This window comes from Sphingobium sp. TCM1, from assembly GCF_001650725.1.
Taxonomy (GTDB): Bacteria; Pseudomonadota; Alphaproteobacteria; order Sphingomonadales; family Sphingomonadaceae; genus Sphingobium.
In genome coordinates this window covers 147,461-169,552 of record NZ_LXVX01000038.1, presented here as the reverse complement: position 1 = coordinate 169,552, position 22,092 = coordinate 147,461, and the positions used below count along the sequence as shown (strand labels likewise).

General features: G+C 65.3%; 21 protein-coding genes. 15 read left to right on the top strand and 6 right to left on the bottom strand.

Annotated elements, in window-relative coordinates; translation table 11 throughout:
- Window positions 1-2: 2 nt before the first annotated feature.
- Window positions 3-941: an SDR family NAD(P)-dependent oxidoreductase gene (locus A7Q26_RS20090; protein ID WP_157102637.1), complete on the top strand. Its 939-nt coding sequence runs from the start codon at window positions 3-5 to the stop codon at window positions 939-941.
- Window positions 938-1,321: an LLM class flavin-dependent oxidoreductase gene (locus A7Q26_RS25735; RefSeq protein ID WP_066863483.1), complete on the top strand. Its 384-nt coding sequence runs from the start codon at window positions 938-940 to the stop codon at window positions 1,319-1,321. Before A7Q26_RS20090 ends, A7Q26_RS25735 begins: the two co-directional genes overlap by 4 nt.
- Before the next feature lie 307 nt (window positions 1,322-1,628).
- Here A7Q26_RS25735 and A7Q26_RS20080 read toward each other — a convergent pair whose 3' ends face one another.
- Genes A7Q26_RS20080 through flgE form a run of 3 tightly spaced genes read right to left on the bottom strand, consistent with a single transcriptional unit; the run spans window position 1,629 to window position 6,029 of the window.
- Complete coding sequence (locus A7Q26_RS20080; RefSeq protein WP_066863480.1) at window positions 1,629-2,537, bottom strand: flagellin; 909 nt, start codon at window positions 2,535-2,537, stop codon at window positions 1,629-1,631.
- 29 nt (window positions 2,538-2,566) lie between these two features.
- On the bottom strand, window positions 2,567-4,663 hold the full coding sequence (gene flgK / locus A7Q26_RS20075) for a flagellar hook-associated protein FlgK (RefSeq protein ID WP_066863477.1): 2,097 nt from the start codon (window positions 4,661-4,663) through the stop codon (window positions 2,567-2,569).
- A gap of 49 nt (window positions 4,664-4,712) precedes the next feature.
- Window positions 4,713-6,029 (bottom strand): flagellar hook protein FlgE, encoded by a 1,317-nt coding sequence (flgE, locus tag A7Q26_RS20070; protein WP_066863474.1) that lies wholly within the window; start codon window positions 6,027-6,029, stop codon window positions 4,713-4,715.
- A gap of 189 nt (window positions 6,030-6,218) precedes the next feature.
- Between flgE and A7Q26_RS20065 the strand changes: the two genes are divergently transcribed.
- The 6 genes from A7Q26_RS20065 to A7Q26_RS20040 all read left to right on the top strand — a co-directional run bounded on the left by A7Q26_RS20065 (window position 6,219) and on the right by A7Q26_RS20040 (window position 11,965).
- Window positions 6,219-6,620, top strand: coding sequence for a flagellar biosynthesis repressor FlbT (locus tag A7Q26_RS20065; protein ID WP_066863472.1), 402 nt, complete (start codon window positions 6,219-6,221; stop codon window positions 6,618-6,620).
- Between the two features lie 34 nt (window positions 6,621-6,654).
- Complete coding sequence (gene fliI, locus A7Q26_RS20060) at window positions 6,655-7,992, top strand: flagellar protein export ATPase FliI (protein WP_066863469.1); 1,338 nt, start codon at window positions 6,655-6,657, stop codon at window positions 7,990-7,992.
- Window positions 7,976-8,407: a hypothetical protein gene (locus A7Q26_RS20055; RefSeq protein ID WP_066863467.1), complete on the top strand. Its 432-nt coding sequence runs from the start codon at window positions 7,976-7,978 to the stop codon at window positions 8,405-8,407. The genes fliI and A7Q26_RS20055 overlap by 17 nt, the downstream gene beginning before the upstream one ends.
- Window positions 8,404-9,381 carry a peptidoglycan-binding protein gene (locus A7Q26_RS20050; RefSeq protein ID WP_066863464.1) on the top strand — a complete coding sequence of 326 codons (978 nt, stop codon included), beginning with the start codon at window positions 8,404-8,406 and terminating at the stop codon, window positions 9,379-9,381. The genes A7Q26_RS20055 and A7Q26_RS20050 overlap by 4 nt, the downstream gene beginning before the upstream one ends.
- Window positions 9,382-9,538: 157 nt before the next feature.
- Window positions 9,539-10,417, top strand: a complete 879-nt coding sequence (locus tag A7Q26_RS20045) for a sigma factor (RefSeq protein ID WP_066863788.1) — start codon at window positions 9,539-9,541, stop codon at window positions 10,415-10,417.
- A gap of 120 nt (window positions 10,418-10,537) precedes the next feature.
- Window positions 10,538-11,965 carry an alginate export family protein gene (locus A7Q26_RS20040; RefSeq protein ID WP_084439229.1) on the top strand — a complete coding sequence of 476 codons (1,428 nt, stop codon included), beginning with the start codon at window positions 10,538-10,540 and terminating at the stop codon, window positions 11,963-11,965.
- An 8-nt stretch (window positions 11,966-11,973) separates the two neighbouring features.
- Here the strand turns inward: A7Q26_RS20040 and A7Q26_RS20035 are convergent, their stop codons facing one another.
- The 3 genes from A7Q26_RS20035 to flaF all read right to left on the bottom strand — a co-directional run bounded on the left by A7Q26_RS20035 (window position 11,974) and on the right by flaF (window position 15,841).
- Entirely contained in the window at window positions 11,974-12,594 is a 621-nt protein-coding gene (locus A7Q26_RS20035) for a response regulator transcription factor (RefSeq protein ID WP_066863462.1), read from the bottom strand.
- The gene (locus A7Q26_RS20030) at window positions 12,591-15,308 is read right to left on the bottom strand and encodes a PAS domain S-box protein (protein WP_066863460.1); all 2,718 of its coding nucleotides are present in this window, start codon (window positions 15,306-15,308) and stop codon (window positions 12,591-12,593) included. Before A7Q26_RS20030 ends, A7Q26_RS20035 begins: the two co-directional genes overlap by 4 nt.
- A 152-nt stretch (window positions 15,309-15,460) precedes the next feature.
- A complete protein-coding gene (gene flaF / locus A7Q26_RS20025) occupies window positions 15,461-15,841 on the bottom strand; it encodes a flagellar biosynthesis regulator FlaF (RefSeq protein ID WP_066863458.1) in 381 nt (126 codons plus the stop codon).
- A gap of 191 nt (window positions 15,842-16,032) precedes the next feature.
- Between flaF and motA the strand changes: the two genes are divergently transcribed.
- The 7 genes from motA to A7Q26_RS19990 are packed head-to-tail and all read left to right on the top strand — an operon-like array spanning window position 16,033 to window position 22,085.
- Window positions 16,033-16,917, top strand: a complete 885-nt coding sequence (gene motA / locus A7Q26_RS20020; RefSeq protein ID WP_066863455.1) for a flagellar motor stator protein MotA — start codon at window positions 16,033-16,035, stop codon at window positions 16,915-16,917.
- Window positions 16,901-17,221: an STAS domain-containing protein gene (locus A7Q26_RS20015; protein WP_066863452.1), complete on the top strand. Its 321-nt coding sequence runs from the start codon at window positions 16,901-16,903 to the stop codon at window positions 17,219-17,221. The genes motA and A7Q26_RS20015 overlap by 17 nt, the downstream gene beginning before the upstream one ends.
- Complete coding sequence (locus A7Q26_RS20010; protein ID WP_066863450.1) at window positions 17,218-17,583, top strand: response regulator; 366 nt, start codon at window positions 17,218-17,220, stop codon at window positions 17,581-17,583. The genes A7Q26_RS20015 and A7Q26_RS20010 overlap by 4 nt, the downstream gene beginning before the upstream one ends.
- Window positions 17,580-19,688, top strand: coding sequence for a chemotaxis protein CheA (locus A7Q26_RS20005; RefSeq protein ID WP_066863447.1), 2,109 nt, complete (start codon window positions 17,580-17,582; stop codon window positions 19,686-19,688). The genes A7Q26_RS20010 and A7Q26_RS20005 overlap by 4 nt, the downstream gene beginning before the upstream one ends.
- Window positions 19,685-20,179, top strand: a complete 495-nt coding sequence (locus tag A7Q26_RS20000) for a chemotaxis protein CheW (protein WP_066863444.1) — start codon at window positions 19,685-19,687, stop codon at window positions 20,177-20,179. Before A7Q26_RS20005 ends, A7Q26_RS20000 begins: the two co-directional genes overlap by 4 nt.
- Window positions 20,176-21,069 (top strand): CheR family methyltransferase, encoded by an 894-nt coding sequence (locus A7Q26_RS19995; protein ID WP_084439228.1) that lies wholly within the window; start codon window positions 20,176-20,178, stop codon window positions 21,067-21,069. Before A7Q26_RS20000 ends, A7Q26_RS19995 begins: the two co-directional genes overlap by 4 nt.
- Window positions 21,066-22,085, top strand: coding sequence for a protein-glutamate methylesterase/protein-glutamine glutaminase (locus A7Q26_RS19990; RefSeq protein WP_066863441.1), 1,020 nt, complete (start codon window positions 21,066-21,068; stop codon window positions 22,083-22,085). The genes A7Q26_RS19995 and A7Q26_RS19990 overlap by 4 nt, the downstream gene beginning before the upstream one ends.
- The last annotated feature ends 7 nt before the right edge of the window (window positions 22,086-22,092 follow it).

Here is a 22,092-nt window from a genome sequence, read left to right as displayed (position 1 = left end):
AGGTGACTCCGTGGGGAGCTGCCCTCCTGCCGTGCAAACAGCCATATAAACCATTGCTTGATAAGGAGATTATGATGACAGTTGAACGTCCGTTGCGCGATGCCAACCTGGTCTTTTTCGGGGGATCCGCGGGGATCGGCCGGGCGGCTGCGGTCGAAATCGGCAGGCGGGGCGCCAACGTCCTGATTGTTGGGAGAGGGCGCGAAGCAGGCGAGGCCGCCGTCGCCACGGTCAGGGCCGCAGGCGCGGCTTCGGCCGAGTTCCTTCCCGGAGACCTTTCCACGATCGCAGGGATCGACGCCGTAGCCGCAGGCGTCCGGGCGTGGAAGCCGGAATTGCACGGTGTCCTGCACACTGCGATGGCTGCGTTCAGTGGCAAGCAGACCACCGCAGATGGTCTGGAGTTTGCCTTCGCGCTGCAATATTTCGCGCGTGCCGCGCTCAACCGCCTGCTGGTCGATGTCCTTGCCGCATCGGGGGACGGGCGCATCGTCCACATTGCCGGTAACGTGCCGACGATGTTCATGCCCGATCTCGACGATCTCCAATTCGATCGACGCAAATGGAGCTTTTTCAGGTCGGTCTTGGGCACCCATCTGCTCGGCTTTCTTCATATTCAGGAGGCAACGAAGCGCTGGGAAAACCGGCCGGTGACGCTGACGGCCTGTTGCGTCAATTCGACCCGGACCAAGGCGATGTCGGACCCGGCCATGCCACTGATCATGCGGCTGATGGGCCGCTTTGGTACAACGCCCGAGCTGTCCGCGCGCAATGCGGTAGGCCTTCTGACCGAAGCTTCGGCGCGGGGGGCCGCAGGCACGGTACTGCGCAACCCGGCACGCTATGCGCCCGAGCCTTTGATCCTCGAAGCACAGGAGGCGGCGAAGCTGTGGGACATCACCACTTCCATCGCCGGGCAAGGCGGCATGGCGTTGCCATGAAGCACCACCGGCCCATCGAACTTGGCATCTACACCTTCGGGGACACCGTGCCGGATCCGCACACCGGGCTGGCACCGAGCCAGACCCAACGGATGGCGCAACTGATCGAACTCGGAAGGCTTGCAGACGAATTCGGCCTCGAGGCGTTGGGAGTCGGTGAGCACCAGATCCAGAATTTGGTGGCCGCCGCCCCGGCAGCCGTGCTCTCCGCGGTCGCCGCCGTCACCCGGCGCATAAGGCTGACAAGTGCATCGACGTCGATCAGCACGGCCGCCCCGGTGCGTATCTTCCAGGAGTTCGCCACCTTCGACGTCGTTTCACACAGGCCCCAATGCCTGCCCCGGCATCGTCTGCAGATTGCAAGCGCAGAAAAAACATAACTGTATGAGTATAGGTCGGCAGAGCGGTGCTTGCTTCTGTATAGTGGAAGCCTGCCAGCCATGCTTTCGCATCGTTGGAACCGACTTTCGGTGGTGCGCGCACGCACTGCTCCCCGAAGAAGGAGAGGACGATCCGGGGGGATCGTCCTCTCCCCGTTCCGCCTGCTGCCGGGCAACAGTGGGGACTGTAGGCTGCGCGGCAGCCTGACGGAACGTTGGGGTGCGCTGTCCATGTGGGGGGCGCTGGACAGCGCGTTCCCGAAACCGGTCGCCCCGATATGGGGAGGCCTGGGCGACCGGCGGCAGATCAATCCAGGAACTGTGTGAGCGACAGGCTGGAGAGCTGGGAAAAGACGGAATAGGAGGCTTCGAGGATGGTCTGGCGCTGCGAGATGTCGAGTGCGACCTGGCCGAGATCGGCATCCTCGACCGATCCGATCACGTCGGTCAGCAGGATTTCCCGGTCCTTGGCGCGGGTGCCCAGCATCTCCACCTGATTCTGCTTGCGGCCATTTTCGGCGTTGACCGCACGGACTTCGCTAAGTCCGTCGTCCAGTTCGCCGATCGCCTGGCGGATCGCATCCTTCTGGGCGTCGGTCAGCCGGTCGCCGAAGGGGCCGGCGGCCGCCAGCGTCTGGAAGGCGGGGACGAGCTTGGCGCCGACATCGCTGGCAACGACGCCATATTCGACATCCACCCCGTCACCCACGCGGCCCGACTGGCGCACCTGATCGTTCACGAACACCTGGTCGGGTGTCATGCCGGCAAGATCGGCCAGGGTTTCGGGAACCATCGGCAGGTCGTCGGTCCGCGCGCCCGCGAAGAGCGGCATCCCCGCCTCGGTCGCGTTGAGCGCGCCGCGCACGTCGGCGAAGCTGCCTTCGACCAGATGCTGGATGCCCGGCGAGTCCCCGGTGCCCAGCGCGGTCATCAATTCGGTGCGCAGGTTGGACAGGCTGTCGTCGATCTGGCTGATATTGGCGTCATAGAGGGACAGTGTCGTGCCCACGCGGCTGGCCACCGACTGGTAGCTTTGCTGCTGGGCCAGCATCGACCGGGCGGACAGGGTACGCACAGCATCGATGCCCAGCCCGGCATAGTCATGAGCCTTCTTGCCGCTGGTCAGCTGGATCTGGCTGGTCGCCAGATTCTGCTGGGAGCGCTGGATCGCGCCGGACAGCGTTCGTTGCAGGGGAATGGTCGCTACGCGGGTCATGTCTGGTTTTCCCTTTCTGGAACCTAGTCTTATCGGAGCATCTGGAGGAGGGTGTCGTACATTTCCGACGCGGTCGTCATGACGCGGGCGGACGCGGAATAGCTGTTCTGCAACACCACCATCTGGGCCAGTTCCTCATCGACATTGACGCCGGCATAGCTGTCGCGCCGGTTGACCGCGTCATCCAGGCGCGCCGCCGCTCCCGCATAGCTGGTCTGGGCGAGCGACGCCTCCGTTCCCGCTCCGCCCAGCAGGCGGCTGGCGAAGGTTTCGATCGTGGCTGATCCGTCCTTGCCGAAATCGAACGTGCGGGCGAGTTCGTCGATGAAGGCCGTCGCGCCCGAGAGGTCGCCTGCGCCGATCGCTTTCGAATTGACCGGAACGTCCAGTTGCAGTCGGGCGAGCGGCAGCAGGGTGGCCTTGGCGGCGATGTCGGCGCGCACCTCCGCGCTGGCCAGGCCGCTCGCCGCACCGGACAGGCCCGACAGCGCGGAAAAGGACAGGCCGGTGCCGTAGCGGCTGGTCGAATCCGAGGGGATGGAGATGGTCGATCCGGCGCTCAGGCTGTCGGGCGTGAACTGGACCCGGCCCTTGTCGTCCAGCGCGAAGCTGCCATGCTGGCCCAGTGGACTGGCGTTCAGCTCGGTCATCAGGTCGCCGAAGGTCGGCCCGGCCGATCCGGTGAGCGTGTAGCTGGCCAGCAGCTTGCCTGTCGAATCGCGCAATGCGATCTCGGTCGTCTCACCCGCGCCGAAACCGTGCGGGTCGGTGGGAGTGAAGCCGGACGGTACCAGCGCGCTAGCGTCCGAGCGGACCAGATTGTTCAGCCCGAAAAATTGCGAGAAGCCGACCCCGGCGCGGTCGCTGGGGGCGTCGGGATCCTGCGCGATGGCGATACCCTGGCTGCTGTCGGTCGCCTGGATCGATAGCACGCCGTCGACGAAGCTGGCGGTTGCAGCCGGCGATAGGCCGGTGTTGATCGCGGCCACCGCATCATCGACGGTCGCGCCCGCGCCGAGCGCGTCGAAATCCACCGTGACCTTCTGCACCAGCGTACCGTCCGCCGCTGCCACGGCGAACACTGCCTTACCGGTGAAGCCCAGGCGATCGGCGCCGACCAGGCCATTGGCCTCGCCGGTAAGGCTGTTCGGCGGGGGCAGGGTGGTGCCGGCGTTCGACACGGCGTTAAGGCTCTGGGCAAGGCCTGAAAAGAGCGTGCCCAGTTGCTCGGAAAATTGGGGCAGCGCCCGGTCGCGCATGTCGAGCAGGCCGCCCAGCTTGCCGCCGATCGCGGCGGATTCGATCTGTTCGCCGGTCGAAGCGCCGATCGCACCGCTGTCGGTGGCGAAGCGGATGTCGATCGGCGGATAGCTGTTCTGCGACGCGCCCGCGCCCGAGGGATAGCTTAGTTGCCGCAGCCGCTTGTCGAGCAGCACCTGGCCCGACGCGCTGTCGATGGTGACGCGTCCGTCGGGCTGCTCCCTCACGGTGATATCGATGAGACCGCTCAACTCCTCCAGCGCGCTCACCCGCTGGTCGGTCGGGCCGGAGCTGCTGCGGCCCAGCCCGTCGAGCCGCGCGACTTCGCTGTTGAGATCGTGGATCTGCCGGAGCAGTACATTGGCGCGCTCCACCGTATAGCCGACCTCGGTCTCGACATCGGCGCGCAGGCCCGACACGTCCTTCTGCAACCGGGCGATCGTGTCGATCGTGTCGGCGACATTGCCGGTGAACAGCGCCACCGACTGGGACGAGCCCTGAAGGCTGGTGACCTGCGCCGCGGCGGAGGACAGGGTGCTCAGCCGCGCGGCGAGCCCGGCGCTGGAATCCGGCGCGCCCAACAGCGACTGGAGCCGGTCGAGATAGGAGGAGGCGACCTCTGACCGTCCGGCCGCGCCGCCGCGCTGGTAGACGGCATTTTCGAGGAACTTGTCCGCCACCCGCGACGGTTCGCCGACGATCACGCCCGATACGCGCCCTCCCGAAACTCCGGTGCTGAGCGACACGCGTTCGCGCGCATAGCCGGGGGTCCCGACATTGGCGATATTGTTGGACACCGACCGCAGTCCCGCCTGCGAGGCCGACAGGCCCGAAATGGCTGAATTGAGGATCTCGTTCAGGGACAAGGTAGGTGGTCCTTCGACAAATCAGGGGAGAGGGGCGCGCGGATCAGGATCAGCGCTTCAGGCTGCTGACTTCCTGGAGCATCTCGTCGACCGTGGTGATGATCTTCGACGACGCGCTGTAGGCGCGCTGGAACAGGATCATGTTGGAAAATTCCTGCGCCAGGTCGACGTTCGACGCTTCCAGCGCGCCAGCCGCGATCGTGCCTGCACCAAGCGCGCCGGGCTTGTTGATCGCGACATTGCCCGATTGCGACGACATCATATAGGCATTGCCGCTGATGCGGGCGAGGCCGTCGGGATTCTGGAAGGTCGCGATCGGCAGCTGGTAGATGGCGCGCGAGGTGCCGTCCTCGAAAATGGCGCTGACGACGCCCTGGTCGGAAATCTCCACCGAGGCCACCGTGCCGAGCATCCCGCCATCGACGGTCGAGGAGAGGAGCGCGGAGTCGCTGCCGAACTGGGTGAGGCCGTCAAGCCCGTCGTCGCTGCCGAGGCTGAGGCGGATCGGGCTGGAGCCGGCGCCATTGGCCCAGCCGATGTCGAGGCTGTCGAACAGCGCAGGATCGGACCCGGCCAGGTCCAGGCTGCCGTCGGCGTTGAAGCGGATCGTGCCGCTCGCCAGCACGCCGTCGGTGATCGCAGTGCCGCCGATGCTGGTGATGTCGGCCGGATCGCCCGAAATTTCCGCGACCCATTCATTGGCTGCGGTCTTGACGAAATTGAAGGTCAGCTGGTGCGACGTGCCCTGCGCGTCATAGACCTCCATCGAGCGGGAAAATTGCGGCGACAGCGTGCCCGACGCCATGGAGCCGGTGACATAGGCGCCGGTAATCGGTTCGGCCGTGGATTGCAGGTTGGCGCGCATCGCGATCTTGCTGGTCGGCTGGGCCGATCCGGTCAGCGCGCTTGGGCGGATCGGTTCGAGCGTGTTGAGATTGCCGTTGTCGACATAGTTGCCATCGACGTCGAGCGGCCAGCCCTGGAGATAATAGCCCGCCGCGTTGCGTAGATAGCCCTGCGAATCGGGAACGAAGGAACCGGCGCGGGTGAAGGATACCGCATCGCCCGCATCGGTGCCCGAACGCACGACGAAGAAGCCCGCGCCATCGATGCCGATGTCGGTCAGGCTGCTCGACGCCTGGAGCAGGCCCTGCTTGGAAATGAGCGCCTTGGGCGTGGCTGCGACGCCGCCGGCGGAATAGCCGTTGCTGCTCTGGCCGCCGGCCACCAGCGTCTGGAACTGCGCCGACACGCCCTTGTAGCCGACGGTGTTCACGTTGGTGATATTGTCTGCAACGGTCGCCATCGCGCCCGCCTGTGCCCCAAGGCCGGATACGCCAGCATAAAGGGCGGAATAGAGGCTCATGTCATTCTCCCATGCGTGGGGCGGCGCGCTCGGCAAGTCCGACCCGGTTACGTCTTCATTGTAGGAGGGAGTCCCGGCCCTCCGTCGGGAGGTGGTCAAAAAAATACGCCACCCGGCAAAAGCTGCCGGGTCGGTTCATCCTATAATCTGGTCATGTCCGCTCTTCGGGGCGCTATCGGGGATATTCGCATGACGCTTCGCATTTCGCTTCGCAATGGAGAGCCGGTGATCGTGAACGGCGCCGTGCTGCGCTCGGTCGGGCGCACCGACCTGGTGGTGGAAAACAGCGCCACCATATTGCGCGGCCGCGACGTGATGAAGCCGGAGGAGGCCGACACGCCGGCGCGCCAGCTCTATTTCGCCTGCATGATGGCCTATATCGACCAGGGCGAGTTGCAGAAGCATCAGGGCGCCCTGCTGGAGCGGCTGGAGGGATTAATGGCCGCGCTCGAAGCGCCCGACGCCAAGGCCAAGTGCATCGGTTTTGCCCAGAAGGTCGCGACCGGGCAATTTTATGCCGCCCTGTCCGATTGCCGATGGCTGATCGGATATGAGGCCGACGTGCTGGCCCGGGCCGCCCAGGCGGCCTGATCTTCCCTTTCACAGCAAGGCTGGAGAACGTCCGATGACCACATTGGCAGCGGCGGCCGCAGGGCTGCGCCTGCTCAGCCCCGATCGCCGCTATGGCCATGTCGTTGCGGTGCGCGGCGCGCTGATCGAGGTGGAAGGGCTGGCCGGTGCGGCGCAGATCGGATCGCGCGTCACGCTCGATACCTCGGCCGGCCGGGTCGAGGCGGAAGTGACCGGCCTCGATCATGGCATCGCCCATTGTATGCCCTTCAGCGAGCCGCAGGGCATTGCATCGGGGACGCGCGCGGACCTGGCCGCCAGCCAGCTGGGCCTGCGTCCCGGCGCCGGCTGGCTCGGTCGCATGGTCGATGGGCTTGGCCGTCCCGTCGACGGCAAGGGCGCGCTGCCGCAAGGCGCCGAAATGCGCCTGATCAAGGCGTCGCCGCCGCCTGCCTCTGCGCGGGCACGGGTGGGCGAGCGGCTGGGCACCGGGGTGCGCGCGCTGGACCTGTTCGCGCCGCTCTGCCGCGGCCAGCGGCTGGGCCTGTTCGCCGGATCGGGCGTCGGCAAGTCAGTGCTGCTCTCGATGCTGGCGCGCTGGACCGATTGCGACGTGGCGGTGATCGGCCTGATCGGCGAGCGCGGGCGCGAGGTGCAGGAATTCGTGCAGGACGACCTGGGCGAAGAAGGCCTGGCGCGCAGCGTCGTGGTGGTCGCGACGTCGGACGAGCCGGCGCTGATGCGCCGGCAGGCGGCCTGGACGACGCTCACCATCGCCGAACATTTCCGCGACCAGGGGCTGAACGTCCTGTGCCTGATGGATTCGGTGACGCGCTTTGCCATGGCCCAGCGCGAGATCGGCCTGGCCAGTGGCGAGCCGCCCGCGACCAAGGGCTATACGCCCACCGTCTTTGCCGAATTGCCCCGCATGTTGGAGCGCGCCGGTCCTGGCCTGCCGGGGCAGGGGAGCATCACCGGCTTGTTCACGGTGCTGGTCGACGGCGACGATCATAACGAGCCGGTGGCCGACGCGGTGCGCGGCATTCTGGATGGCCATGTCGTCATCACCCGCCAGATCGCCGAGCGTGGCCGCTATCCCGCCATCGATGTTCTCAAGTCCGTCTCCCGCACCTTGCCGCACTGCCTTTCCACCGAGGAAAATGCGGTGCGGCTGGCGGCCCGACGCGAATTGTCCACCTATCGCGACATGGAGGAGATGGTCCGGCTCGGCGCCTACCGCGCCGGATCGAGCGCTGAGGTCGACCGCGCCGTCGCGCTGGCACCGCGGATCGAAGCGCTGCTGAACCAGGGAAAGCAGGAGCGCGGCTTCGCGCAGGACAGTTTCACCAGACTCGCCGCCATCATGGAGATGAATGATGAAGACACCCTATGACACCGCGATGCGCGTGCAGCGGCGGGAGATCGACGCGATGGGCGTCGCCATCAACGTGCAGGTCAATGTGCTGAACCAGATCGAGACGGCGCGGGACGAGGCGCGGACGAGCATCCTGCGCGAAGCCGATGTGGCGGCGGGGGATCTGACCCTCTCCTCCCACGCCTATATGGAGCGCATCCGCGCCGAGCAGCAACGCCTGACCCGGGACGGCGCGTTGCAGAGCGCACGGCTCGACCAGATGCGCGGCAAGGCGGCGGCGGCCTATGGCGCCTTCCGCGCGATCGAGGTCGCGGCGGAGGGATATAAGGAGGACGCCAACCGGCGCAGCGCCAATGTCGAGCAGGCGGGCATGGACGACAGTTCGGCCGTGGCGTTTCTGAAGGCCCGCCGCATGTTGCGAGGCGGGCGATGATCGCCACCAGCGGACCGGCGGGGCTGACTGCGGCGCAAAAGGCCGACGTCATCTACGCGCAGGCGCGCAGCGAACTGACGACCCGGCTCTGGCGCGCGGCGCTGGGCAGTGAGGAGGGGGGCGAAAAAAGAGCCGGGGGCGACGTGAAGCTGCCGATGAGCCTGGATTCGCTTTTGACCCTGCTGAAGGAGGACAAGCAGACGCCCGCGCCGGCCATGCCCCAGAGGGCGACGCTGCCCGAAAGCGAACCGTCGACCCCCATCCTTCCCTGGGACGGGCAGGGAGGGCGGCAGCAACAGGGGCGGCAGCAGGATGCAACGGCCGGCCAGGCGCCCGGCTATGGTCCCAATGCGGGTCATGCCGGGGCGTTGAGCGCCGCGGCGCAGCGCACCGGCCTGCCCGTGGCGGCGCTGGCCACCATCGTCCATGCCGAGGCGGCGAAAGCGCCCGATGGCCGCTGGCTCCCCTATTCACGGAACCCGCGCTCCAGCGCGGCCGGCCTAGGCCAGTTTCTGAGCGGAACATGGAGGGGCGAGGCCGAGCGCGAGGGCACCTGGCTGAACGCCGTCGCGCGCCAGCGCGGCTGGCTGAACGATCATGGTCGGGTGAAGGGCGAGGACCGCGCGGCATTGCTGGCGCTGCGATATGACCCGGAGGCGGCGATCCAGGCAACCGCAGATTATGCCAAGGCCAATCTGGATGCCTTGGCGCGCGCGGGCGTGTCGATCGGCGAGGGTGCGCAGGCGGTCGCCCAGGCGGCCTATCTCGGCCACCATCTGGGACGCGGCGATGCCATCCGATTTCTTAAAGGAGGACTCGATCCCGACCGTGCCCGGACGCTGCTGAACGCGCAGATCGGTGCGGCCGGCGCGGGTCGGCGGATAGCCGCCGTTGGCGATGCGACCGTCGCGCATCGCACATGGTTGCTGGATTTCATTGGGCGGAACATCCGGGCGGAGCGGTTCAGCGCCTGACCTTGCACCCGCGTGGATGCCCGGCAAAAAATATAGGAATGAGGTAAAAAATAAATATAGGATTAGAGAGTCGTTAACCAATGGAGGCGAAAAGGGTCCTGTCGAAAGGGGGGCACGCGAAGGTCGCGATGCCATGACGTCATCGAAAGGACTGGACATGTCGAAAACCACCATTGCACTGGAAGCGGCCGTCGCCACGGTGAAGGCCAATCTGCCCGCCGACGGACAGACGCAGACCGCCCGTCAGCGCGCCGCCGTCGATAAGGCGTTCGCGCGCATCCTGACGCTGATCGCGCCGCGTATCCGCCATTTCATCCGGCAATATGGGCTGGTGGGGCACTGGGAGGACGCAGAGCAGGTCTGCTCCATAGCGGTCCACCGCGCGATCGAGGCCTATGACCCGGAAAAGGCGCAGTTCACGACCTTCGTCAACTGGCAGATCCGCGGCGAATTGCAGAGCCTTCGCTTTCGTCTGATGACCGACCAGCGCCCCTCGGCTCGCAAGGTCGAGGCGACCACCGTATCGCTCGACGCGATCGGTGCGGGTGAGGATGGCGAGGAGATTTCGGCGATCTCCCTCATCGAGGACGAGGAAGCGCTGGACCGGACGGAAGCGGGGGCTTCGGCCTATCTGGCGGCGGCTGCCACGGTCACGCTGATCGATGGCTATATCGAGCATCTGCGCACAGTCGCGCTCGATCGGATGCGTCGGCAGGTTCGCACCAAGCGCGTAGCCCGGGCTGCGGGGTCGTCGCGGCAGTCGGTATGGCGGGCCGACAATTCCTGCCTCGATCCGGTCGAACTCGACGAACTGGAAATGCGCCTGAGCCATAATCGCGAAGTCGTCGAACGCCGCTTGTTCGACATTGCGACGCTCGATACGCTGGAAGGTGATATGGGCGTGAACAAGGAACGGGTGCGCCAGATCGCCAAGCGCGCGGCCAAGACCATGGCCGAGCTGGCGGCGCAGGATCCGCGCTTCGCCATCATGGTCGATCACCGCGACGTCCCACCGGCGCAGCCGACGCTCCACTGAAATTATAGGATAGCTCTAGCGCAGCAATGCGACTTGTTGGCGGCGGCGAAATTTTCTCCAGCGCGAAGCTGGCGATCGGACCCTCGTCCTATAAGGAAGCATCATCCCTGGAGTGTGTTCATGACTTATGCTTTCCGGACCGCGCGCCGTAGCGCGCGCCGCATTCTCTCCTCGTCCACCCGCCGTGCCTGGGCGCCTGCCGTTGCGGCGCTTGCGATGGTCGCCGGCCACGCCGGTCCTGCGCTGGCCGAGACGCCGCTGCATGAAGCGCTGGGCGCTCCGGACGAGTTGACGATCAAGGGCATGGTCCGTTCGCGCATCGAGGCGATCGACGGCCAGTTTCGCCCGAACATGGCGGAGAATGATTTTCTGTGGTCGCTCAAGACCACCTTGCTGGTCGATTACGACAGCGGGCCGGTGCGTGTCGGCGGCGAGATATGGGATGCGCGGGGCTATGGCGAGAAGCAGAATTCTTCGGCGGGTACCAATGAAATCAATGCGCTCGAACTGATCCAGGCCTATGTCGGCGTCGACTTTGGGCTGGGGGAAAAGGCCAAGGGCGCGCTGACCGCCGGCCGCTTCACCATGGATGTCGGCTCGCGCCGCCTCGTGGCGCGCCAGACGTTCCGGAACACCACCAATGCCTTTACCGGCGCCAACCTGATCCTGTCGGACAAGGCCGGCGATCGCCTGACCCTGTTCTGGACCATGCCGCAGATCCGCTTGCCGGACGATCATGACGGCATCTTCGACAACGGCGTCCGCTGGGACCAGGAAAGCAGCGCATTGCAGTTTTTCGGCGGCAGTCTGACCAAGGCGGGCGTGCTGGGCGGCACGCTGGAAATCTATGGCTATGGGTTGAAGGAACAGGACACGGCCGATCGCCTGACCCGCAACCGCCGGCTGTGGACGCCGGGCCTGCGCGCGTGGCGCAAACCCAAGGCCGGGCGGATCGACTATGATCTGGAAGCTGCTTATCAGTTTGGCGAGACCCGCGCGAGCACCAGGGCCACTGACCTGACCGATCTCAATGTGTCGGCCTGGCTGGTCCATGCCGAACTGGGGCGGACGTGGCCGCAGGGAATGCAGCCGCGCCTGTCGATCGATTTCGACCTTGCGACCGGCGACAAGGCTGGCGCGCGGACCTATAATCGCTTCGATACGCTTTTTGGCGCGCGGCGTTTCGATTTTGGCCCCACTGCCCTTTATGGCCCGGTCCATCGCTTCAATATGATGTCGGGCGGGGTGCGGTTCGAAGCGAAGCCGGGAAAATCCTCCGACGTGATGGCGATGTATCGCGCGCTCTGGCTCGAATCGAGGACCGATAGCTTCGCAGCCACCAATGTGAAGGACGCGGCGGGCGACGCCGGTCGGTTCGCCGGACATCAGTTCGAAGCCCGGCTGCGGCGCTGGCTGATCCCCGATCTGCTCCGCGTCGACACCGGCATCGCCTATCTGGCGAAGGGCCGTTTCCTGACCGACGCCGCCAATGCGCCGCGGTCCGGCGACACACGCTATGGCTATGTCGACCTGTATCTGGAATTCTGACCGGCGGTTCAGTCGTTCGAATAGAGCCCGGCGGCGAAGGCGATACCAAGCGCTTCGGAGAGGCTGCGCACATGCAGCTTCTCCATCAGCTTGGCCCGATAGATTTCGATCGTCCGGGGGCTGATGCCAAGGTCATGGGCGATCACCTTGTTGGAATGCCCTTCGATCAGCCCGATCAGCACGTCGCGCTCGCGCAGCGACAGCGAATTGATCTTCGCCAGCGCCTGCGCCCGGCGTGTCACCGCCTGGATGGACTTCGCCTGCCGGGAAAAGGCCGATTCGATGGCGGCGATCAGGCGGACATGGTCGCAGGGTTTTTCCAGAAAATCGAAGGCACCCAGCTTCATCGCCTGCACCGCCGTACCGACATCGCTCTCCCCGGTCAGCACGATCGTCGCGAATCGTTCTGCGATGGGGCCGATCGCTTCCAGGACGCCGATGCCGGGGGTGCCCGGCATGTGCAGGTCCAGCAGCAGGCATCCGGGATCGAGCCGCGCGGCCGCGGCTAGGAATACATCCCCCGACGCGAAGCTGTGAACCTGGTGATCGGGCAATATCGACAGGAGCTGGACGAGCGACAGGCGAACCGAATCGTCGTCATCCACGATGAAGATCTGTCTGGTCTTCATCGTGCCGCCTTCATTTCGCCATCGCCCGACTCCCGATAGATCGGCAGAGAAAATTCTATGATCGCGCCGCCGTCCGCGGCATTGGCGAGGGTCAATGCGCCGCCATGACCCTCGACGATACGGCGGCAGATCGACAGGCCGAGACCCAGTCCGTTAGCCCTGGTCGACATGAAGGCGTCGAACGGTCGCCCTATGATGGCCGGCGGAAAGCCCGGGCCATTATCCCTGAACCGGATCATGACGGTGCCGTCGGCGTGCTCGACCGTCGAGATCATGATCCGGGCACCGGTCGTCGGGTGGACGGCGAATGTTTCGAGCGCATTGTTGATTATGTTGATGAAAACTTGCTGTATCTGGACGGCGTCGGCCAATATGTCCGGACCAGAGATGCTGGGTTGGTAATGGAGTGTGACGCCCGAGTGACGGGTTCCCGACCAGACCAGCTGCAGCGCATCCGCGATCAGTTCGCTCAGCGAGCAGGATCGGATGTCCAGTTCCCCCTTGGCGACGAAAGCGCGCATCCGGCGGATGATTTCGCCCGCGCGAAGCACCTCGACATTGGCGAGGGCGATCAGGTCGCGGACCTGGTCCGGCGATGCGCCCATCCCCAATCTCATGTGCGCGGCCCCCAGGAAATTGGCGGTCGCGGTCAAGGGCTGATTGAGTTCATGGGCGAGGCCGGCGCCCATTTCGCCCATGGTGCTCACCCGCGCCGCGTGCAGCAACTGTTCCCGCAATTCGTTGAGGCGCGTCTGGGTCGCGATCTGTTCGCGCAGGCTGCGGACGAAGGCGATGGAGATATGTTCCGTGCCGATCGTGGTTTCGCCGACCACCAGTTCGACCGGCATGGCGTTGCCGTGCCGGTCGCGCCCGGCGGTGGTCTGGGCTTGCGACGCCTTGAGCGGAGGCGTCACCCCGTCCGTCGAGACAGCCGTTTTCTCATAGTCGGGCAGCAATGTGCGGACATCGTGGCCGGTAATTTCCTCCGCGCTGTAGCCGAACAGCCTTTCGGCTGCCGTCGAGAAGGAGCGGACGCGCCCCGTTTCGTCCACGGTGATCATCGCTTCCGGCACCGTTTCCAGGATCGAGCGCAGCTCGAATTCGCGGGCCTCCAGCATTTCGGTGCGGCGCGCGCGCTCGGTCGCGTCCATGACGATGCCCAGCATCGAGGGCCCCTGATCGCCGGGCGCGTCGTAAAAGAAGATCGAGCCTTCGACGATCAGCGGTTCGTCCGCCAACGCGCCGTTCAGATGGAAGGAACAATGATGGAAACTTGCGGGCAGGGGCTGATCTGCAAGGATATCGGCGCCAAAACGCGCGCGCACATGGTGGCGCCAGTCGTCGATGCCACCACTGAACGTGCCGGGCAGGAAACCGAAGAGACGCTCCGCATGAGGCGACATTTGCATCTGGTCGGTCGATTGGCGCCATTCGAACAGGCCCAGTTCGTGTAGGTCCGCCGCAAAGGCAAGCCGAGCCTCGCTCGCCAGAACGGCCTGCTCGGCACGCTGACGTTCGGTGATATCGGTCATCGACAGCACCACCATCGGCGCTATGTCGGGCCGCGGCTGCACGATCTGGCGCGATTCCAGGACACGCAGGCTCGTTCCGTCCCGATGCCGCTCCGTGATCTCGGCCTCCTGGCGCGCCTGGGACGCGAAGGGGAGGCGCGATCCCGTGGGCAGAAGCGCCCTGGTCAATGCGTGCTTGCACTGGCCCCGCGCATCTTGGGCTGTCCATCCGTAAAGCCTTTCGCAGCCCTTCGACCAGCGGATGATGCGGCCGTCTATATCGGTGATAGCGATCGGCGCGGAATCGATGGCGGTGCTGAACGCCCATCGGGTGGTGCTTTCGCGACCGATCCGTATCCAGGCCCAGGCGACGATCAGGCAGGATATGCTAACCTGGATCGCTGCCTGGATGATTTCGGCCATTTCCTTGGTCACATGACCATTTTTGTACGTCCAAAGCTGCAAAAGCGCCGATGACACGGGCAGGAGGACGCAGGGCGCCAGCAACCACTGGAGCGTACCGCTCCCGATCCCGCAACGGGGACTGCGCGGCCAGGCGACATGACGCCGCTGCTCGATGATGGCCAGGGCGAGCGCGATCAGGGTGGACGCCGTGGGCACCGACATGAGCGCCCGCCTGGTGCCTTCCCCCAATGAACTGACGCCGAGCGGAAGCAGCGTGCCGGAAATGACGGCGGTCGATAAGGCCAAGCAACTGAGCAAAGTTACCATGCGTTGCACGGCATTGTGCCGCGATGTCGTGGCAAGCGACGCGCAGGTCAGCAGCAGCGTGGAAATGGCAGGCATCAGTCCCGGCCTGCCGGGGTTCACGCGCGGCTGATGCTCGATATGGTCGGGGAAGAGCCAGCGGTCGATCGTCAGCGTCAGATCGGCCCAATCCTCGAACAGGGCCATGAGCGAAATGGCCAACGGCACGACCGCTATCAGGCGCGCGGCCCCATATCGGCCCGTTGCAGCGCAGAAGAAGGACAGGCTGAGCCCGATGCAGCCCACAGCCGTCCAGGGTTGCATGAAGATCTCGCTGCGGCCGAAGCCGGCGATCCCTAGATTATCCCTGGACCACCCCATCAGGACGGCCACACATATGATCAGCGCCACGGCGACCAGCGCGGGGACGGCCGGCGCCAGTCGAGCAGAAGGGGCCCCGCCAGCGCCTGATGGCGGCGGTATCAACAATTTCATCCCCACTCTCAATCATCACCGGGGCATCGCGACGTGCCCCGGACGATCGCATGAAGCGGCCGACCCAGAATGTAAATATTTCCGACAGTTTTTAATGCCCCCATGAAGCCGGAAGTGAGGCATATATCTGAACAAAAACCATAAAAATATGGTTACGGATTCGAAACCATAGGGCTTGCCTTACCGTTTTCCTGGGAAAGCCCTTCAATGATGGCGCGATTGACCACGATAAGGTCATCGATGGATTCGCGGCCACGCACGACGTCGGAGGTATGGCGCTCGACCCACAGGCCGATCGAGATGATGCGGGCGCGCAAATCCTCGGGCAGTTGATTGTCCGGCGATGCACACAGGTTGGAAAAGGTGCTCCATGCCCGGCGGTTACGATGCAGCGCGGGCATCAAGCCAACGCCCACGAGCCCGGCATCGCGCGCAGCCATCATTTCGGCAGTGATCTGGCTCATCAGGCGATATTCGGTGCCTCTTGGTGTCGCGGCGATTTCCTGTGCGCGGCGATAGGCGTTGAGTGACATGGACGATCCCCTGGCATAAGTATCTTTCCATTCTAGGATAAAAATCGCCGATGCGGTCGCCATTGACGATGATCGGTCGGTTCGGGACCGGAGCCGCATGAAAAAGATGCGCGGTGGCGCGGGGCGATCGATATTCTTCCTATAATCAGTCCATCGGCTTCGGCCACATTCCAGCTCAAGCGGACTGATCCATGCTCAATGCCATCGGCCTCGTCGTCATCCTGCTGTGTGTTTTCGGCAGCTTCCTGATGTCGGGCGGCAATCTCGGCGTCATCCTTCATGCCTTGCCGCACGAGATGTTGGCTATTGCCGGCGCGGCGGTCGGCGCCTTCATTCTCGGCAACTCGATGAGCACTGTGAAGAAGGCGTGGAAAGGGACGGTCCGCGTCTTCAAGGGCGTGCGGTGGACCGAGGCGGATTTCCGCGACCTGCTCGCACTGCTGTATACATTGCTGTCCACCTTCCGGAAGGACGGCGCGAACGCGATAGAGAAGCATCTCGACCAGCCGGCGGAAAGCAGCATCTTCAGCCGCTATCCCAAGCTGTTGCAGGATCAGGGGCTGATCGAGTTCATCTGCGACTATCTGCGCATGATGACGGTCAATTTCGAGGACCCGCACCAGATGGCCGAAGCCATGGAGGGCGACATCGAGCGCCATCATGCCGAGGAATTGCTGCCCCAGAATGCGATCCAGATGATGGCGGACGGCCTGCCCGCGCTGGGCATCGTGGCGGCGGTGCTGGGCGTCATCAAGACGATGAGTTCGATCGACCAGCCGACCGAAGTGCTGGGCGCCATGATCGGCGGCGCGCTGGTCGGCACCTTCCTGGGCGTGCTGCTCGCCTACTGCCTGGTCGGTCCGATCGCATCGAAGCTGCACCAGATCATCGATGCCGACTTCAAGCCCTATCTGATCGTCAAGACCGCGATCATCGGCCACGCCCAGGGCCAGCCGACCCAGGTGGCCATCGAACTGGCGCGACGCATGACCCCGTCCGCCTACGCCCCCTCATTCGCGCAGCTCGAAGCCGCGCTCGACGATGTGAAGGACCAGCTCAATGCCAAACCTGTCTGATCCGGTCGCCGACGACCGATCGCTGACCCTGCCGCCGCACGGAACGACCGTGACCGCCGAGGATCTGCGCGTCCGCCTGGTGCTGGCGAGCGATTTCGACGGCGTGATGGAAGTGGACGCCGGCGCGGTCGAAAGCGTCGGCCAGGCGGTGCTGCAACTGCTGGTCGCCGCCAAGGCGGAGGCCGACGCCCAGGGGCAGAGCTTCGTCATTCGCAACCCCAGCCCCGCCTTTGTCGATCGGGTGACCGCCTGCGGGCTGGCGCCGGCCATCGGCCTTTCCGTGGAAAAGGACCTTCTTTCGTGAGCAAATTGATCCTGACCGTCGACGACTCCGCGTCCATGCGGATGTTGCTGAAGGCATCGCTGACCGCGCAGGGCTTTCGTATCGAAAGCGCCGATGACGGCCAGCATGGGCTGGAGCGGATGCATGAGGTGAAACCCGACCTGCTGATTACCGACATCAACATGCCCCGCATGGACGGCTTCGAACTGATCGAGGCGGTTCGTTCGGTGCCCGAATTCCGCGGCACGCCGATCCTGGTGCTGTCGACCGAGTTTTCGGACGACAAGAAGACGCGCGCCCGGCAGGCCGGGGCGACCGGCTGGATCACCAAGCCGTTCGACGCGACCAAGCTGGGGGCGGCCATCCGCCGCGTGTGCCCATGAGCGACGAGCTGGACGAAATTCAGGGCATCTTCTTCGAGGAATGTGCCGAAGGCCTGGTCATCGCCGAGGAAGGCCTGTCCGCCATGGCGGCGGGAGACGTGTCGGCTGACGTGATCGCGGGGGTGTTCCGCGCCGTCCATTCGATCAAAGGCGGTTCGGGCGCCTTCGGCCACGGCGCGTTGCAGGCCTTCTCCCATCGATTCGAGAATGTTTTGGACGAAGTGCGGGCGGGGCACATCCCGGCGAGCGCCGAGGTCACGCGCATCATGCTCAATGCATTCGACATATTGTCGGATCATGTTGCGGCGGCGCAGAGCGGTTCGGCCTTCCCGGATGATGCGGCGACGCTGGAACAGCTCGATGCGATCCTAGCCAGCAAGGGCGCCCCGGCGGAGCCAGGCGCTCCGGCGCCGGTCGCTGAGGCGGATGAGTTTGGCTTCACGCCGGTCGCTGCGATGGTCGAGGATTTCGATCCCTTCGGCTTCGAGCCGGTGATGGTGGCGCTGGACGATCTGGTCGCGGCCGAACCTGCGGGCTGGACGGTGCGTTTCGGCCCGTCGCGCGCGGCGATGGCCAATGGCGCGGAGCCGATGCTGGTGATCCGCGAGCTGGAGGACATGGGTGGCCGTGTCGCCGCGGCGGACACCAGCCGCCTGCCCGGGCTGCGCGATCTGGACCCGGAGGAGGGCTATCTGGTCTGGACGCTGGATCTGCCGGCCTCGGTCGAGGAACAGGCGATCCGCGACTGCTTCGACTTCGTCGCGCCGGATTCGCTGATCGAGATCGGCCGGGCGGACGTCGCGATCGCCCCGCCCGTCGTCGAAGCGGCGGTTTCGGTGCCTGTGATCGAGGAAACGGAACGCCCGGCGCTGACGCTGGTGGCGGGCAATGTGGCGCCAGCGGTCGAGAAGCCCAAGGCTGAAGCACCGGCCCAGAGCATTCGCGTCGATCTTGGCAAGCTGGACCAGCTGCTGAACCTGGTCGGGGAACTGGTGATCCGGGGGTCGATCCTGTCCGATCGCCTTTCGCCCGCCGATCAGGAACGGGTCGAATTGCCCGAACTGTCGCGCCTGACGCGGCAGATTCAGGACAATGTCATGTCGCTGCGTGCCCAGCCGATCCGGCAGGCCTTTTCGCGCGTGCCGCGCATGTTGCGCGACCTGATGGGCGAGACCGGCAAGCAGGTGCAACTCGTCACCACCGGCGAGACGACCGAGGTCGACAAGGGCGTGATCGAGAAGATCGGCGATCCGCTGACGCACATGATCCGCAATGCCGTCGATCACGGTATCGAAAGCCCCGAGGAGCGCATCGCCGCCGGGAAGCCCGCCGAAGGCACGATTCGCCTGTCGGCCGAGCAGAAGGGCGCGCGCATCATCGTGCGGATCAGCGACGACGGCCGCGGCATCAACCGGGAACGGGTCCGCGCCAAGGCGATCGAACGCGGCATCATCGCCGCCGACGCCCAGCTGTCCGACGAGGAGATCGACAGCCTGATCTGCGCGCCCGGATTTTCGACGGCCGAGACCATTTCCAATATTTCCGGCCGCGGTGTCGGCATGGATGTGGTGCGCTCCAATGTCGAGGCGCTGGGCGGGCGGCTGGATATCCAGTCGGTGCCGGGCGAGGGCACGACCTTCTCCATGGGTTTGCCGCTGACGCTGGCGATCCTGGACGGCATGATCGTGCGGCTGGGCAAGCAGCGCTACGTCCTGCCGCTGACCAATGTGATCGAAACCGTCCAGCCTGCGCCCGGCCAGGTGCAGGCGACATCGCCCACGTCGGAAGTGATCGAACTGCGCGGCCAGTATCTGCCCGTGCGGCGGGTGGGCGAGATGTTCGGCCTGACCGGCGAGCGCAGGCCGGAGGACTCGCTGGTCATCATCGTCGAGAGCGAGGCGGCGGGCCATGTCGGGTTGATGGTCGACACCATCGATAACCGGCGCGAAGTCGTCATCAAGAGCCTGGAGGACAATCTCCACCCCATTCGCGGCCTCGGCGGGGCCACGGTGCTGGGCGACGGCTCCATCGCCCTGATCCTCGACATCGATGCGCTGGTCGTCGCGACCGGCTTCAAATCTGCCCTGAAAGGAATGGCTGCATGAGCAAGACGCAAGAAACCGAAGGCGAAGAGCGCAAGATCGTCACCTTCACCCTGGGTCATCAGATGTTCGGCATCGACATGCGCGCCCTGATCGAAATCCGCGAATGGGAAGAACCCACCCCGCTGCCCAGCGTGCCCAGCTATGTGAAGGGCGTGACCAATCTGCGCGGCGCTGTGGTGCCGGTCGTCGGCCTCGCCGAGCGGCTGGGCTGGACTCCGAGCGTGCTGCATTCGCGGTCGTGCATCCTGGTCGTCGCGATCGGGCAGCGGCAGGCGGGTTTCCTGGTCGATGAAGTGGCGGACATCGTCGTCATCGACAGCGCCGACATCCAGCCCGCGCCCGATGTCGAGGTGAATGAACAGAGCGCAATTGCCGGCCTGGTCCGCATCGAACGCCGGACGTCGGACGCGAGCCATGCCGAAACCATGGTGCTGCTGCTGGACCTCGATGCGCTCAGCCTGACCCGCCATATCATGGATATCGCCGCGTGAACCAGGCCGTCGCCATCGGCGGCGACGGTGCTGGAGCCGGGTCGCCGCTTGCCGCACAGGGCGAGCTGACCACGGCCCAGTTCCGCGAGATCGCTGCGATCATGCAGAAGGACGCGCGCATCCATCTGGTGGAAGCCAAGATGACGCTCGTCCATTCACGCCTGAGCCGCCGGCTGCGCGAAAACGGGCTGACGCGCTTTGCCGACTATCTGGCGCTGGTGCGCGACGATGCGCAGGAGCGGGCGGCGATGGTCGTCGCGCTGACCACGAACCACACCCATTTCTTCCGTGAAGCCCATCATTTCGATCATCTGCGCGCCCATGTCCTGCCCCGCCTGCAAGCGCGGGCGCGGGCCGGGCAGAAGGTGCGGATCTGGTCGGCGGGCTGTTCCAGCGGAGAGGAAGTCTATTCGATCGCCATGACGATGGCCGGTGAAAGCGGGTCGAGCGCCGCCTGGCTGAAGCAGGGTGACGTGCGCCTGCTGGCGACCGACATCGCCCCACATGTGGTGCGGGCCGTCAGCGATGCGCGTTATGCGACTGGAACGATCCAGCCGATTCCGGCTGCCTATCGCCAGCAATGGCTGCGGCAGGAGGGGGCGGACAGCCATGTCGTGTCCGACGCGTTGCGATCGCTAGTGACCGCGCGGGTGCTCAACCTGTTCGAACCCTGGCCGATGCGCCAGAGCTATGATGCGATCTTCTGCCGGAACGTGATGATCTATTTCGACGACAAGGCGAAAGCCGAACTGGAGGCGCGCTTCGTCGAGATGCTCAGCCCCGGCGGTACGCTCTATATCGGCCATAGCGAAAGGCTGATCGGCCCCGCTGCGGCGCTGATGGAGCCGGCCGGCCAGACTATCTATGTTCGCAGAGGAGGCGCGCAATGAGCGAGACGACGCGCGTCCTGATCGTCGACGACAGCCCGTCGATGCGGGCGATGCTGACGAAATTGCTGGGCAGCGACCCGCAGATCGAGGTGATCGGCGCTGCGCCCGAACCCCATGCCGCGCGGGAGATGATCAAGACGCTGAACCCGGACGTGGTGACGCTGGATATCGAGATGCCGGGGATGGACGGCCTGTCCTTCCTGGAAAAGATCATGCGGCTGCGCCCCATGCCGGTCATCATGTGTTCCACGCTGACGGCGCGGGGCGCGGAGGCGACGATCGAGGCCTTGCGCCTGGGCGCGGTAGACTGCATCGCCAAGCCATCGGGCAATGCCGAGGAAATGGCGCAGAACGGCGCGCTGTTGCGCAAGATGGTGAAAGCGGCGGCGCGGTCCTCCGTCCGTCGCGCGCCCGCGCCGCCGGCTCCGCTGGCGTCCGCCGGCAAGCTGCGCGACGTCGTGATCGCGATCGGCGCGTCCACCGGTGGGGTCGAGGCGCTGTTCTCGCTGGTCGGCGCGCTGCCGCCCGATTGCCCGCCCGTGCTGGTCGTCCAGCACATGCCGGCGGCCTTCACCAGCGGCTTTGCCGTCCGCATGGATCGGGACTGCCGCGTCAAAGTGGTCGAGGCGGCGCATGGGATGATGCTGCAACGCGGGACGGTCTATGTCGCGCCCGGCGGCGCGCAGCATATGGAACTGGTCGGTGGCAGCAGCGGCAAGATCCGGCTTCTGCCCGGTGATCCGGTGTCGGGACATCGTCCATCGGTAGACATGCTGTTCCGTTCCGTCGCGCCCCTGGGGACGCGCGGGGTGGGAGTGATCCTGACCGGCATGGGCAGCGACGGGGCGCAGGGCTTGCGCGTCATGCGCGATGCGGGCGCCCGCACGCTGGGCCAGAACCGCGATAGCTGCGTCGTTTACGGAATGCCACGCGCCGCCTTCGAACTGGGTGCGGTGGAAAGGGAAGTGAGTTTGTCGGCCATGCCCGAGGCGATCCTCGGTCTGTGCCGGCTTTAAATCGGGG

Excerpts from the sequence above, each read along its gene's own strand:
- A7Q26_RS25735 (WP_066863483.1), top strand. The coding sequence starts at position 938 with ATGAAGCACCACCGGCCCATCGAACTTGGCATCTACACCTTCGGGGAC.
- A7Q26_RS20080 (WP_066863480.1), bottom strand. The coding sequence starts at position 2,537 with ATGACCCGCGTAGCGACCATTCCCCTGCAACGAACGCTGTCCGGCGCG.
- flgE (WP_066863474.1), bottom strand. The coding sequence starts at position 6,029 with ATGAGCCTCTATTCCGCCCTTTATGCTGGCGTATCCGGCCTTGGGGCA.
- A7Q26_RS20065 (WP_066863472.1), top strand. The coding sequence starts at position 6,219 with ATGACGCTTCGCATTTCGCTTCGCAATGGAGAGCCGGTGATCGTGAAC.
- fliI (WP_066863469.1), top strand. The coding sequence starts at position 6,655 with ATGACCACATTGGCAGCGGCGGCCGCAGGGCTGCGCCTGCTCAGCCCC.
- A7Q26_RS20055 (WP_066863467.1), top strand. The coding sequence starts at position 7,976 with ATGAAGACACCCTATGACACCGCGATGCGCGTGCAGCGGCGGGAGATC.
- A7Q26_RS20050 (WP_066863464.1), top strand. The coding sequence starts at position 8,404 with ATGATCGCCACCAGCGGACCGGCGGGGCTGACTGCGGCGCAAAAGGCC.
- A7Q26_RS20045 (WP_066863788.1), top strand. The coding sequence starts at position 9,539 with ATGTCGAAAACCACCATTGCACTGGAAGCGGCCGTCGCCACGGTGAAG.
- A7Q26_RS20040 (WP_084439229.1), top strand. The coding sequence starts at position 10,538 with ATGACTTATGCTTTCCGGACCGCGCGCCGTAGCGCGCGCCGCATTCTC.
- A7Q26_RS20035 (WP_066863462.1), bottom strand. The coding sequence starts at position 12,594 with ATGAAGACCAGACAGATCTTCATCGTGGATGACGACGATTCGGTTCGC.
- A7Q26_RS20030 (WP_066863460.1), bottom strand. The coding sequence starts at position 15,308 with ATGAAATTGTTGATACCGCCGCCATCAGGCGCTGGCGGGGCCCCTTCT.
- flaF (WP_066863458.1), bottom strand. The coding sequence starts at position 15,841 with ATGTCACTCAACGCCTATCGCCGCGCACAGGAAATCGCCGCGACACCA.
- motA (WP_066863455.1), top strand. The coding sequence starts at position 16,033 with ATGCTCAATGCCATCGGCCTCGTCGTCATCCTGCTGTGTGTTTTCGGC.
- A7Q26_RS20015 (WP_066863452.1), top strand. The coding sequence starts at position 16,901 with ATGCCAAACCTGTCTGATCCGGTCGCCGACGACCGATCGCTGACCCTG.
- A7Q26_RS20005 (WP_066863447.1), top strand. The coding sequence starts at position 17,580 with ATGAGCGACGAGCTGGACGAAATTCAGGGCATCTTCTTCGAGGAATGT.
- A7Q26_RS20000 (WP_066863444.1), top strand. The coding sequence starts at position 19,685 with ATGAGCAAGACGCAAGAAACCGAAGGCGAAGAGCGCAAGATCGTCACC.
- A7Q26_RS19990 (WP_066863441.1), top strand. The coding sequence starts at position 21,066 with ATGAGCGAGACGACGCGCGTCCTGATCGTCGACGACAGCCCGTCGATG.